11 protein-coding genes are annotated in these 12,095 nt (G+C 62.0%); 7 read left to right on the top strand and 4 right to left on the bottom strand.

Going from position 1 to position 12,095, the window contains the following annotated elements; translation table 11 throughout:
• Positions 1–94 precede the first annotated feature (94 nt).
• The gene (locus AC1DM5_RS00430; protein WP_477822189.1) at positions 95–859 is read left to right on the top strand and encodes a hypothetical protein; all 765 of its coding nucleotides are present in this window, start codon (positions 95–97) and stop codon (positions 857–859) included.
• A 21-nt stretch (positions 860–880) separates the two neighbouring features.
• Here the strand turns inward: AC1DM5_RS00430 and AC1DM5_RS00425 are convergent, their stop codons facing one another.
• Entirely contained in the window at positions 881–1,333 is a 453-nt protein-coding gene (locus AC1DM5_RS00425; protein ID WP_477822190.1) for a TspO/MBR family protein, read from the bottom strand.
• Between the two features lie 75 nt (positions 1,334–1,408).
• Positions 1,409–2,311 (bottom strand): AraC family transcriptional regulator, encoded by a 903-nt coding sequence (locus tag AC1DM5_RS00420; RefSeq protein WP_477974438.1) that lies wholly within the window; start codon positions 2,309–2,311, stop codon positions 1,409–1,411.
• Between the two features lie 96 nt (positions 2,312–2,407).
• Between AC1DM5_RS00420 and AC1DM5_RS00415 the strand changes: the two genes are divergently transcribed.
• Positions 2,408–3,145 carry an SDR family oxidoreductase gene (locus AC1DM5_RS00415; RefSeq protein ID WP_477822192.1) on the top strand — a complete coding sequence of 246 codons (738 nt, stop codon included), beginning with the start codon at positions 2,408–2,410 and terminating at the stop codon, positions 3,143–3,145.
• 58 nt (positions 3,146–3,203) lie between these two features.
• On the opposite strand, the gene AC1DM5_RS00410 is transcribed toward AC1DM5_RS00415, so the two are convergent.
• The gene (locus AC1DM5_RS00410; protein WP_477822193.1) at positions 3,204–4,079 is read right to left on the bottom strand and encodes an NmrA/HSCARG family protein; all 876 of its coding nucleotides are present in this window, start codon (positions 4,077–4,079) and stop codon (positions 3,204–3,206) included.
• Between the two features lie 111 nt (positions 4,080–4,190).
• Here AC1DM5_RS00410 and AC1DM5_RS00405 point away from each other — a divergent pair, with 111 nt between their 5' ends.
• Both AC1DM5_RS00405 and AC1DM5_RS00400 read left to right on the top strand, forming a co-directional pair.
• Positions 4,191–5,108 (top strand): LysR family transcriptional regulator, encoded by a 918-nt coding sequence (locus tag AC1DM5_RS00405; RefSeq protein ID WP_477822194.1) that lies wholly within the window; start codon positions 4,191–4,193, stop codon positions 5,106–5,108.
• Positions 5,109–5,183: 75 nt separating this feature from the next.
• Positions 5,184–5,951: an adenylate/guanylate cyclase domain-containing protein gene (locus AC1DM5_RS00400; RefSeq protein ID WP_477822195.1), complete on the top strand. Its 768-nt coding sequence runs from the start codon at positions 5,184–5,186 to the stop codon at positions 5,949–5,951.
• A gap of 49 nt (positions 5,952–6,000) precedes the next feature.
• On the opposite strand, the gene AC1DM5_RS00395 is transcribed toward AC1DM5_RS00400, so the two are convergent.
• Positions 6,001–6,873 carry a hypothetical protein gene (locus tag AC1DM5_RS00395; protein ID WP_477822196.1) on the bottom strand — a complete coding sequence of 291 codons (873 nt, stop codon included), beginning with the start codon at positions 6,871–6,873 and terminating at the stop codon, positions 6,001–6,003.
• Positions 6,874–7,020: 147 nt separating this feature from the next.
• Between AC1DM5_RS00395 and AC1DM5_RS00390 the strand changes: the two genes are divergently transcribed.
• The 3 genes from AC1DM5_RS00390 to AC1DM5_RS00380 all read left to right on the top strand — a co-directional run bounded on the left by AC1DM5_RS00390 (position 7,021) and on the right by AC1DM5_RS00380 (position 12,075).
• Positions 7,021–7,590 (top strand): TetR/AcrR family transcriptional regulator, encoded by a 570-nt coding sequence (locus AC1DM5_RS00390; RefSeq protein WP_477822197.1) that lies wholly within the window; start codon positions 7,021–7,023, stop codon positions 7,588–7,590.
• A gap of 126 nt (positions 7,591–7,716) precedes the next feature.
• Complete coding sequence (locus AC1DM5_RS00385) at positions 7,717–8,910, top strand: efflux RND transporter periplasmic adaptor subunit (RefSeq protein WP_477822198.1); 1,194 nt, start codon at positions 7,717–7,719, stop codon at positions 8,908–8,910.
• A gap of 6 nt (positions 8,911–8,916) precedes the next feature.
• The gene (locus AC1DM5_RS00380) at positions 8,917–12,075 is read left to right on the top strand and encodes a multidrug efflux RND transporter permease subunit (RefSeq protein ID WP_477822199.1); all 3,159 of its coding nucleotides are present in this window, start codon (positions 8,917–8,919) and stop codon (positions 12,073–12,075) included.
• Positions 12,076–12,095 lie beyond the last annotated feature (20 nt).

Genomic DNA, 12,095 nt, shown 5'->3' with positions numbered 1-12,095 from the left:
AATCTTAGAGTGTGCAATCTTGACGACAATTGCAACACTAATGTTTCTGCAGGTTGAAAGTATTTCCTGCAGGGATTCTGCAAGGAGGGTGAAGATGCAGCGGCTAATTCTCATGACCCTGAGAAACGTCGGGCTTGCTATTCTGATCACCGCGTTTGTCACACGCATCACGCAGGCGGCGGAAACCGACCCGGCGGCGTTGATCGCTGAAATGAAAGACCGCTTCGAGAGGCGGATCGATGGTGGCCAGTATATGAGATCATCATGCTCGCCAACGGCGGATAATGACTGGCCAGGCGTCGAACTCCTGCGCTGCACCTACAGGGAACTGAACGCCGAGGCGACGGTCACGCTCGCCTTGCCGAGCGCAGAGCAACTGGCACGTTGGACGGTTTCCGCCTGCCGCGACGCTGGAGCAACCGACATGAGGGCCTGCGCGCGCTACATCGAGAAGCGCATCTGGTCGGCTTCGAATGCCCAGTTTCCAGTACGCGGCTATGTGATCGAACCGCATTCGGTACTCGGGGGTGCGTCGAACGAAGCCTACTGTTTTCTGTTCCGCGACGGCGTGACGGTAAGGACGGCAGCGGTCACGTCACGCGCGCCGCAAGGCGGCAAATGCGCTCCGCAAAGTGCGGAAAATGATCCGATCACGCGCGCCTTCACCTATGCGCGGATTGCGTCGACGACCCGCGCCGAGTTGGCGCTTGCGCCCGGTGCCCCAAGCGAGGCTGTCTTGGCGGGCACGGCTTTCCCCGATGCTGTGCGCAAGGAATTCGTCGCCGCATGGGCCTCCGATCGCAACCGCCTGATTTCTGGTGCTGCCATTGCCGACAAGGCGAAAGGGAAATTCAACTGACCGTATTTTTCGGCCTTCTATCTAGTTCAACGAGGCGATAGCGGCATTGAGCGCCGTGGCATAGGCGACCCATACGCCGTAGGGCATGAACAGAAACGACGACAGCCGGTCGCGTTTCCAAGACAGGCCGATGAAAGCAAGGATCAGCAGGAGCAGCGGGATGATGATCATCAGTCCCAGGCTCGGGGATTTGAGGCCGAAGAAGGCCGGGGACCAGGCGAAATTCAACACGAGCTGTGCGATCCAGGTGGTCATGACGGGTGAGCGCCTGCTGCGCGCATATGTCCGCGCGCCCGCAATGCCGATGAGGATGTAAAGGACCGTCCAGGCCGGACCAAACAGCCAGTTCGGCGGCGTGAACCAGGGCTTGGCGAGCGACTGGTACCATTCATCCGGCAGATTGATGAGACCGATGAGAAGCCCGCCGCCGAGCGTGAGCAGAATGAAAACGAGATAATGATCAAACCGGTGCAACGGAACCCCCGCTTAAGTGACGATTGAAGTGGCGTCCGCCGGCGCGCCGTCAAGAGCGGCCTCTTCCCAGCCCGGTCAGGCGTCCCGCCAGTAGCGTTTGGGCGCACGGCCGAAGACGCGCTTGAAGGCATTGCCGAAGGCGCTTTCGGAGGAATAGCCGAGATCGGCGGCAAGGCCCGCTACCGTCGCCTGCTTTCGGCGCAGCGCCTCGCGGGCGCGGTGCATGCGCCAGCGGGTGACGTAGTCGAGGGGCGCAACGCCGACCTGATCGCGGAAGCGCTGTGCAAAGGCGGAGCGCGACATGCCGGTGCGGCTTGCGAGTTCGCCCACCGTCCAGCGATATCCGGGATCGTTGTGGATCAGGCTGATCGCCTTGCCGATGCCGGGATTGCCGAGCGCGCCGATCCAGCCGGCATTGTCTGCGCCGGCGCGGGCGACATGGGCGCGCAGCGCCTGTACGAGCAGGATATCGCCCATCCGCCGTGTCATAAGCGTCGAGCCCATTTCGCCGGCTCCGAGCTCGTCGTCGAGGGTCGCAAGTGTAGCGCGCAGAACGGCGGCAGCGCGGTCGCTTGCCGGTATATGGATGAAGGGCGGCAGCGCATCGAGCAGCAGTTGCGCATTGCCGCCGGATATGACGAAACTGCCACCGATCAGCACCRTCTCGTCGCCGCCATGCCGGGCAATATCGGAATGCGCCCAATCGAAGAAGGCGATGCCGTCTTCCGGCTCGCTCGCGAGATCATTGGCGATCACATAATCAGGCGCATTGGCAAGCAGGAACGTATCGCCCGCCTCAAGCGCAAAGGGCTGCTCGCCCGGCAGGATGATCCAGCACCCGCCCCTGATGACGGCGACGAATTTCAGTGCCGGCTTAGGCGGAAAACGGAAAGCCCACCGCCCGCCCACTTCGAAACACGTGCAGCGGGCGCTCTCGATATCAACGAGCGAAAACACATCGGACAGGGGATCGATCATGACTTCTGGACGATCTCGACGAAATGACAGAGCCTGCAGCATAGATTCTCCAGACTGTCGCTGCAATCCTTGAGGTCACCACCAAGGAGAAGAACGATGTCCCCGATCAAGGACAAGGTCATTGCCATTACCGGCGCCAGCAGCGGCATCGGCGAAGCGACCGCCCTCATTCTGGCCGAGCGCGGCGCCAGGATCGTACTAGGCGCCCGGCGCAGCGAGAAGCTGGAAGAATTAGTTCAGCGCATCACCGAGGCTGGCGGCGAGGCCATCTACCGCGTCACCGACGTCAAGAAGCGCGCGGATCTCGAAGCCCTCGTGGCGCTTGCCTGCGACACCTACGGAAAGCTCGATGTCCTGATCAACAATGCCGGCATCGGGCCGATTTCGCCGATGGATGAATTACGCGTCGAGGATTGGGAGGAGATGATCGACGTCAATATCAAGGGGCCGCTCTATGGCATTGCCGCCGCCCTGCCCGTCTTCCGCCGCCAGGGTTTCGGCCATATCGTCAACACGCTCTCGACGGCGGGCATCAGCATCAAACCGACCATGGCCGTCTATGCCGGTACCAAGAATGCCATGCGCACCATCGCCGAAGGCCTGCGGCAGGAGGCCGGCCCGCATCTGCGCGTCACCAATATCTCGCCGGGCTTCATCAGGACCAATTTCGCAGACTCCCTGACCAGCCCGGCCGTGAAAGCCGGCATTGCCAAAAGCATGGAGGAAATGGCGATCACGCCGGATGCGATCGGCCGCGCGATCGCCTTTGCGATCGAACAGCCTGACGATGTCGATGTCGGCGATATCGTCATCCGGCCGACAGCGCAGGCGTGAACACAGCATGAAGCGGACCAGCCGTTCGCCGGTCCGCTTTGCCGAATGCGGCCGTTCATCAGGCCTTGTCGAGAACACTCCAGTCAAAACCCTTCGCCCAGTCGGCATAGCTGTGCCAGGCGACATCGGGGAAATCGCGGCGCAGGGCGGCGATATCGGCGGAATAGCCGGTACGGTCGAACCATTCGAACATCAGCGCCGCATCCTCGCTCTGCTGGCGCATGGCCGCAATCGGCAGCTCCTGGAAACGGATCGGCCGGCCGAGCGCTTCGGTGAGAATCTTCGCCTGCTCCTCGCCCGAGAGTTCGTCGCCGGCAATATCAAAACGCTTACCGAAGACCTGCTCGCGCCGCTCGGCAAGGGCGGCGACGAAATGGCCGATATCGTCGATGGCGATCTGCTGCAGCTTGCGGGCTGGCGGCAGGGCCGCGGCATAGACGCCCTGTTTCAGGCCGCCGATCGACCAGGGGGCGACGGTATTTTCCATGAAGGCGACGGGTGCGCTGATCGTATAGGGAATGCCGAGCCCGGCAATATGCTGTTCGACCAAGTACTTGCTGTCGAAATGCGGGATGCCGGTCTTCCTGTCGGCATCGCCGACCGACCCATAGATGAGATGGCCGATACCGGCCTCCCTGGCCGCATCGGCAGCGGCAATGCCCTGGCGCGTCTCCGCCTCGATGCCGGCCTCATAGCTGTTGCCCATCAGGTACATGGTTTCGACGCCTTTGGCGGCCTTGACGATCGACGCCTTGTCGTCGAGATCGCCGACGACAACCTCGATGCCGGATGCGGCAAGCCGTTTAGCACTATCGCTGTCCGGCCGGCGCGTCAGCCCCTTGACGTGGTGGCCGCGTGCGGCAAGCGCCCGGGCGACGGCGCCGCCCTGCTGGCCGGTTGCGCCCGATACGAGAATGCTTCGGGTGTTGCTCATGTCTCTGCTCCTTCTCTTGCCGATGGCAGTTGCTGATGGAGTAGATTTAGGATTGCCGCATTGGTTCATAATGACCTAAAAATGCCAAACATCGTCCCATTGAGAGCAACAATGATCGATCTCAACGATATCGTGATCTTCTCCCGCGTCATAGAAACCGGCAGCTTCACCGCAGCTGCCCGGCTGCTCGGCATGCCCAAGACGACGGTCAGCCGCCGGGTTGCGGCCCTCGAGCGTGACCTCGGCGTGCGCCTCCTGCAGCGCACGACCCGCAGCCTCGGCATGACGGAGGCCGGGCGGCTCTATTATGAGGAGGCAAGCGAGGCGCTGAGGAAGATCGAAGGCGCCAACAACAGGCTTGCCGAAGCGCAGGCCGAGCCCTCGGGCACCATCCGCATATCGGCTCCGGTCGGCTTCAGCGGCCATTTCCTGCAGGAAGCGACTTTCGAATTCATGGCGACCTATCCGAAAGCCAGGGTCGAGCTGCGGCTGACCGACGAGCGGCTGAACCTCGTCGACAATGGCATAGACCTCGCCTTCCGCACCGGATCGCTGGAGGATTCCACCCTGATTGCCCGCAAGCTCGGCCCGACCTATCGCCTGCTCTGCGCCAGCCCCGCCTATCTCGCCCGCGCAGGCCGACCCTTCACGCCTGATAATCTCGCAAACCATGATTGCGTCATCGCCGGCCCATCTGCCGCCCACGCGCAATGGGTGCTGGAAGGCTCGGCCGGGCCGGAAACGGTCTCCGTATCAGGACGCTTCGCCGCCAATGAAATGCAGGCGGTCATGGAGGCGGCCATTGCCGGCTATGGCATCGCGCAGCTGCCTTACGGCGTAGCCTTCGCCTGCATCGCCGACGGGCGACTGCAGCGCGTGCTCGACGAATACACGACGGCATCGGGCGGCCTGTACGTCGTTTATCCCAGCAGCAAACATCTTTCGCCGCTGGTGCGCGCCTTCATCGCGCTCGCAGAAAAGCGGCTGCACGCGGCCGATGCGCGAAACATCCTGCCGAATAGTCCTTAGACCAGCCGCGCGCATCAGCCTGATGGTTGCCAAAGCCGCCCGATAAGCAGAAGCTCCTTTTCTGTGATCGAGGGAATGCGGCATATGACTATATCAGCCATATCAGGGCATCCGGCAAAATCCGGCAGCGCAAGCATCTGCCGTGGCTGCTGGGACCAGATGCATATGCCGATCCCGATCCGCGGCCCGCTCTCGCTGCCTTTCCGCGCTTTCGGGATAACCCGCAGCAAGATGAACCCCGATATCTGCACGATCTGCGAGCGCTCCTTCCAATATGTGAAGAAGCAGCGCCACATCACCGCCGGCGCCACCATCCTCTTTGCCGATATCAGAGGTTATACCGGCCTGTCGGAACGCATCGAGGCAATCGAGCTCAGCCGCATCGTCAGCCTGTTTCATGATCGCGCCGCACAGGCGATCTGGGAAAATGACGGTATCGTCAACAAACAGATGGGCGACGGGCTGATGGCGATCTTCAACTTCCCGATCACCCGCAAGGACCATGCCGCAGCCGCCATCAGGGCCGCGCTGGAGATCCAGCGCTCCTGCACGGAAGCGCTCGCCGAACTCGACACCGGCTACACCCTCGGCATCGGCGTCGGCATTCACACCGGCGATGTGCAGATCGGCGAATTTTCGAGCTTCCGCAGCGATTTCACCGCAATCGGCGGCGTGGTCAACCAGGCCGCAAGGCTGGAATCGCAGGCAGCACCCGGCGAAATCCTCGTTTCGCTGGAAACGACACTCCAGGCCCCCGAACTGATGGGCGGCACGGAAGCACGGTCGCTCTTGCTGAAGGGCATCGAGCAGCCCGTGGAGGCGCGGGTATTGCGGGTGGAGTGAGTATGATGCCCCATAGTCCCCTACTGGCTACCTATCCGCTACGATCATTCTAGCCGGGATAGGCAGAGACTGGTGAATCGGATTTCCACTCTTCAATCGTCCTAAGAGCGTGCTTGATCAATAGCGGCTCGGAAACCTCCAATCCCTGCTCCTTGATCCAATCGAGCAAAGGCTTGGCGCGACCTGCTTCGCCCCGTCCTGCTGCCCTTGCTGCATCAGCCACGAAGCCCTTGACGGCATCCAGATCCCACACAAGGCGGTATACCGTTTCATTTACATCTATGGTGAAGCCCAGTTGCTCCTGCGGGAAAATGGTCTCCTCGGCCAGACGGATGAAAGTCTGCTGCCACATCTCCAGATATTCCCCCTTGCTCACGTAGTCCGGATCCGTCCCGGCCCTGCGGATTGCGACAAGACCGAAGCAAAGCAGCCATATCTTTTCCCTCAGTTTGACGTACTGAAGCAATTTCGTGCTGTTTGCCCACGTCTCTTCCTTGTTGTCGCTATCCTGCTTTGTATAGAATGGTTTAGGGACCAATTCGATCATGTTACGAGCGCGCCACATAATCTCCATCGAGAGAACCTTGGCGTTCAGAATGAGAATCCTGCGTTCAATCTCGTCCATCTCGGAAGGGTCGGCATCCTGTGAGGCGCCAGCTGCGGGTACCCGTGTTTCAGGTGCTGGTCTCTCGGGTAACAGTCTCTCGGGTGTCGTGTTTTTAGGCGCCAAGTTCTCTTCCGTCCGCTCCCCCGTGATCCGGCGTGTACCGAGCAAGCCGAACACCGCAGCGACGATGAAGGAAAAGACCCAGTCGCTCCCATAAACGCCACTCTGGGCAAATGACAGTAGCTGAAAAAGGACGATGACCCACGCAGTAGCGATGCAGGCATAGCGCTGCGCCTTGACCAGATTGATTCGCACATGTTCCCCCTGTGTTCACGGCCGGGACCATAGTGAGCCGCGACGCGAAAATCCATGCCCGGCAACGCAGGCGAGCAAAAAACAAAACCACTTGCATTTAAATCCGAACGTTCGTATTTTTATCCGCGAAAACGGGAAACCCTATCTGTGACGCGAACGCGCAAGATCACCACTGACGATATTCTGGATGCTGCCGAGCGCGTCGTCGTGCGCGCCGGTGCGACGGGGCTTTCGATCGATGCGGTGGCGAAGGAGGCGGGCGTCAGCAAGTCGCGTGTCGTCTATGACCACAAGACCAAGAGCGCCCTTCTGGAAGCGCTGGTCGATCGCCGCGTCGGCGCCGATATCGCCCATATGGAAGAATGCGTGAAGGCGAGTGCGGATACCCCTCACCCGGAGCTTTACGGCCGCATCGCGGCTGCCGACAAGACGCTTGATGATACCGACCGCGCCGTGGCGATGGCGATCAGCGCCTCCATGTCGAGCGAGGAAAATCTGCAGCAGATCATCCGCAAATGGGTGGTGACCGATCTGGCGGCCATGGCCGCCGGGCCGAAGCCGCGCGCGGCGCTGATGGCCTATCTGGCGCTGACCGGCTTCTATTGTACCGAACTCTTCGATTTCCACCGCTGGAGCGGTGCGGAACGGCAGGAGCTGCTCGAGGATATCCGTAACGTCTACACAACGTTCCCCGAGCCTCCTGAAACGAAGAGCTGAAACCCTGAACCAAAGCAATTCCAGGAAACGCGTGAAGAAGTTTTCCGTCCGGAATTGCGTGAAGACCAAGATACCAAAGCACTAACCTAGCAAGCCGCCCGGGGGCGGCCAAAAAGGGATATATCCATGTTGCGCAATACCAGACTGCCTCGCCCTTGGGCGTTGATGGCAGCCACGACCCTTCTCGCACTGACAGCAGGGCACACATTCGCTCAAGAGGGCGGAATGCAGATGCCGCCGGCGGCCGTCGGCGTGGTCGAGATGAAGAGCCATGCCGTGCCTGTGGTCAACGAATTGCCGGGCCGCATTGCCGCCACCCGCGTTTCGGAAGTGCGCGCCCGCGTCTCCGGCATCCTGCAGGAGCGCGTCTTCGAACAGGGCACCTTCGTCAAGAAGGACGACGTGCTCTACCGCATCGATCCCCGCATTTTCCGCGTCCGCGTCGCCTCTGCTGAAGCCACGCTGCAGCGCGCCAAGGCGACACAGCAGAATGCCCGCCTGCAGCTGGAGCGCCAGCAGAACCTGAAAGAGCGCAATATCGCGACCGGCATCGATTACGATTCGGCAGCCGTCGCCGTTGCCCAGGCCGATGCCGATGTGGCGAGTGCGGAAGCCGGCCTCGATGAAGCCAAGATCAATCTCGATTACACCGACGTCCGCGCGCCGATTTCAGGCATTATCGGCGGCGCGCTGGTGACCGAAGGCGCGTTGGTGACCGCCGACGGCACCTCCAATCTGGCGCTCATCCAGCAGGTCGACCCTGTTTATGCCGATTTCACCCAGTCCGCCCAGGATCTCCTGAACCTCAAGCGGGCCGTGGCCGACGGCAAGCTCGCCAGCACCGCACCGGGCGAGGCCCGCGTCGAACTCGTTTTCGATGATGGCAGCCTCTATGCCGAGCCCGGCCGGCTGCTGTTCGCCAGCGCCAATGTCGACCCCAATACCGGACAGGTGACACTGCGTGCCGAGTTCCCCAACAAGCACGGCGATCTCCTGCCCGGCATGTATGTGCGCGTGCGCATCGAACAGGCCGTGCGCCAGGATGCGCTGACCGTGCCGCAGCGCGCGGTGACCAGAAACGAAGCCGGCCAGGCGCAAGTCTATGTGCTCGCCGAAGGCAACAAGGCGGAGCTTCGCCCCGTCACGCTCGGCCAGGTTCTCGGCTCAGAATGGGTCGTGGAATCGGGCCTGAAGGCAGGCGAAACCGTCATCGCCGATGGCGTGCAGAAAGTGCAGCCCGGCGCGACGGTGGCGCCCGAACCCTGGAAGCCGGATGCGGCAGCGGATGCTTCGGCGCCCGCCCCTGCAAAGGCGGAGTAAGAGCTCATGGCACAATTCTTCATTCGCAGGCCGATCCTGGCCTGGGTCTTCGCGCTGTTCATTTCGATTGCCGGCATCATCGCCATCCCCTTCCTGCCGGTCTCGCAATATCCGAAGGTCGCTCCACCGCAGCTTTCGATCTCCACGTCCTATCCCGGCGCTTCCCCGCAGGAGATCTATCAGGGTGTGACGCGCCAGATCGAGGATGAGCTGAACGGCGTCGAAGGGCTGATGTATTTCGAATCGACCTCGGACAATTCCGGCTCGGTCAGCATCAACGCCACATTCCGCGCCGGCACCGATATCGACCAGGCCTCCGTCGACGTGCAGAACGCCATTCGCCGCGTCGAAGCCCGCCTGCCCGCGACTGTTCGCTCGCAGGGCATCAACGTGGAAGAGGCAAGCTCCGGCTTCCTGATGTTCATTGCGCTCACCTCCACCGATGGCACGCGTGATGAAGTGGCGCTCGGCGATTACATCACCCGCAATATCATCGGCGAGCTGCGCCGCATCGATGGTGTCGGCCGCGCTCAGCTCTTTGCCGCCCAGCGCGCCCTGCGCGTCTGGATCGACCCGGACAAGATGGTCGGCCTGAACCTCACGACCGACGACATCAATGCCGCGATCACCGCCCAGAACGCCCAGGTGGCAGCCGGCCAGATCGGCGCCGCGCCGAACCCGGTCACCCAGGACCTGACGGCAACAGTGCTCATGCAGGGGCAATTGCAGACGCCGCAGCAATTCGGCGAGATCATCCTGCGCGCCAATCCCGATGGCTCCACCGTGCGGCTGAAGGATGTCGCCCGCGTCGAGCAGGGTGCGGAATCCTATAACTTCACCAGCCGCCTGAACGGCCAGCCGAGCGCGGCCATCGCCATCCAGCTCTCGTCGACTGGCAATGCCGTCGCCGTCTCCAACGCCGTCAACGAGAAGATGAAGGAGCTCTCGCGCTTCTTCCCCTCAGGCATCGAATATTCCGTCCCCTACGATACCAGCCCCTTCGTCTCGGCCTCGATCGAGAAGGTCATCCACACGCTGATCGAGGCCGTCGCCCTCGTCTTCGTGGTCATGTTCATCTTCCTGCAGAATTTCCGCTACACGGTAATCCCGACACTCGTCGTGCCGGTGGCGCTGCTCGGCACCTGCGCCGTCATGTATGCGACCGGCTTTTCCATCAACGTGCTCACCATGTTCGCGATGGTCTTGGCGATCGGCATCCTCGTCGACGACGCGATCGTCGTCGTCGAAAATGTCGAGCGCATCATGGCCGAGGAAGGGCTGTCACCAAAGGCGGCTGCCCAGAAGGCGATGGGCCAGATCACCGGCGCCATCCTGGGGATCACGCTGGTTCTCTCCTGCGTCTTCATTCCCATGGCCTTCTTCCCGGGTTCGACCGGTATCATCTACCGTCAGTTCTCGCTGACCATGGTCGTCTCGATCCTGTTTTCGGCCTTCCTGGCGCTATCGCTGACACCGGCGCTCTGCGCCACATTCCTGAAGCCCATCAAGCAGGGCCACCACCACAAGCGCGGCATCGGCGGCTGGTTCAACCGCAATTTCGAGCGCATCACCGCGGGTTACTCGACGACCGTTACTGGCATGGCGCGCCGCGCCGGCCGCATGATGATCGTTTATCTCGCCCTCGTCATCGGCCTCGGCTATCTCTTCATCAACCTGCCGACGGCCTTCGTTCCCGACGAAGACCAGGGCTTCATGATCGTCGATATCCAGGGCCCGCCGGAAGCGAGCGCCAACCGCACGATCGAATCCATCAAGCAGGTGGAAAAGATCTTCCGCACCGAATCCGCCGTCGAAAATATCGTGGCGATCCAGGGCTTCTCCTTCTCGGGCAACGGCGCCAATGCCGCACTCGCCTTCGTCACGCTGAAGGATTGGGCAGACCGCGGCCCCGGCAACACCGTCCAGGAAATCGCCAACCGCGTGAACGGCCAGCTCTTCGCGCTCAAGGATGCCACCACCTTCGCGCTCTCGCCGCCGCCGATCGAAGGCTTCGGCGCCACCGGCGGCTTCTCCTTCCGCCTGCAGGACCGCGGCGGCAAGGGCCAAGTGGCCCTTTCGGAAGCGGCCGGCCAATTGATGGGCATGGCCGCCAAGAGCCCTGTCCTGACGGGCATGCGCGTGGAAGGCATGCCGGATGCAGCCCAGGTGCTGATGGTGATCGACCGCGAAAAGGCCAACACCTTCGGCATCTCATTCGCGGACATCAACAATGCGATCACCGCCAATCTCGGCTCGTCCTATATCAACGACTATCCGAATACCGGCCGTATGCAGCGCGTCATCGTTCAGGCGGATGATCGCGCCCGCCTGCAGATCGACGACGTGATGAAGATCAACGTGCGCAATGCCAGCGGCGGCATGGTGCCGCTCTCCTCCTTCGCCATTGCCCAATGGCAGAAGGGCGCACCGCAGATCGTCGGCTATAACGGCTATCCGACCGTCCGCATCTCCGGCGCGCCGGCCCCCGGCCAATCCTCCGGCGCGGCAATCGCCGAAATGGAGCGCCTCGCCTCGCAGCTTCCGGATGGTTTCGGCTTCGAATGGTCCGGCCAGTCGGCGGAGGAAATCACCTCCGGCAGCCAGGCGCCGATCCTCTTCAGCCTGTCGATCCTCTTCGTCTTCCTGCTTCTGGCAGGTCTCTACGAAAGCTGGTCGATCCCGCTCGCGGTCATGCTCGTGGTGCCGCTCGGCGTCATCGGCTCGGTGGCGGCGGTGATGCTGCGCGATATGCCCAACGACATCTATTTCAAGGTGGGCCTCATCGCCATCATCGGCCTATCGGCCAAGAACGCCATCCTGATCGTCGAATTCGCCAAGGATTACTACGCCGAAGGCAAATCCCTGCTGGATTCGGCGATAGAAGCCGCCCGCGTCCGCTTCCGCCCGATCATCATGACCTCGCTCGCCTTCACCCTCGGCGTCGTGCCGCTGGCGATCGCGACAGGCCCGAGCGCCGCCAGCCAGAACGCCATCGGCACCGGTGTGCTTGGCGGCATGATCTCCGCGACGGTCCTCGCGATCTTCTTCGTCCCGGCCTTCTTCGTGTTTGTGCTGAAGCTGATGCGCACGAGGCGGCCGGTCACTGAGGAGCAAATGCCAGCCGCACCCGAGACACCTCCAACCGCCCCGGCCACCCACTCCTGACCTACGACCGGTGCGTTATA

Source organism: Rhizobium sp. 01T437 (assembly GCF_056398505.1).
The sequence above is the reverse complement of the archived record's forward strand: the minus strand, read 5'-3'. Positions and strand labels throughout refer to the sequence as shown.

Bases quoted from the DNA above. Each gene is read 5' to 3' on its own strand.
- AC1DM5_RS00430 (WP_477822189.1), top strand. From the start codon at position 95: ATGCAGCGGCTAATTCTCATGACCCTGAGAAACGTCGGGCTTGCTATT.
- AC1DM5_RS00415 (WP_477822192.1), top strand. From the start codon at position 2,408: ATGTCCCCGATCAAGGACAAGGTCATTGCCATTACCGGCGCCAGCAGC.
- AC1DM5_RS00410 (WP_477822193.1), bottom strand. From the start codon at position 4,079: ATGAGCAACACCCGAAGCATTCTCGTATCGGGCGCAACCGGCCAGCAG.
- AC1DM5_RS00405 (WP_477822194.1), top strand. From the start codon at position 4,191: ATGATCGATCTCAACGATATCGTGATCTTCTCCCGCGTCATAGAAACC.
- AC1DM5_RS00400 (WP_477822195.1), top strand. From the start codon at position 5,184: ATGCGGCATATGACTATATCAGCCATATCAGGGCATCCGGCAAAATCC.
- AC1DM5_RS00385 (WP_477822198.1), top strand. From the start codon at position 7,717: ATGTTGCGCAATACCAGACTGCCTCGCCCTTGGGCGTTGATGGCAGCC.
- AC1DM5_RS00380 (WP_477822199.1), top strand. From the start codon at position 8,917: ATGGCACAATTCTTCATTCGCAGGCCGATCCTGGCCTGGGTCTTCGCG.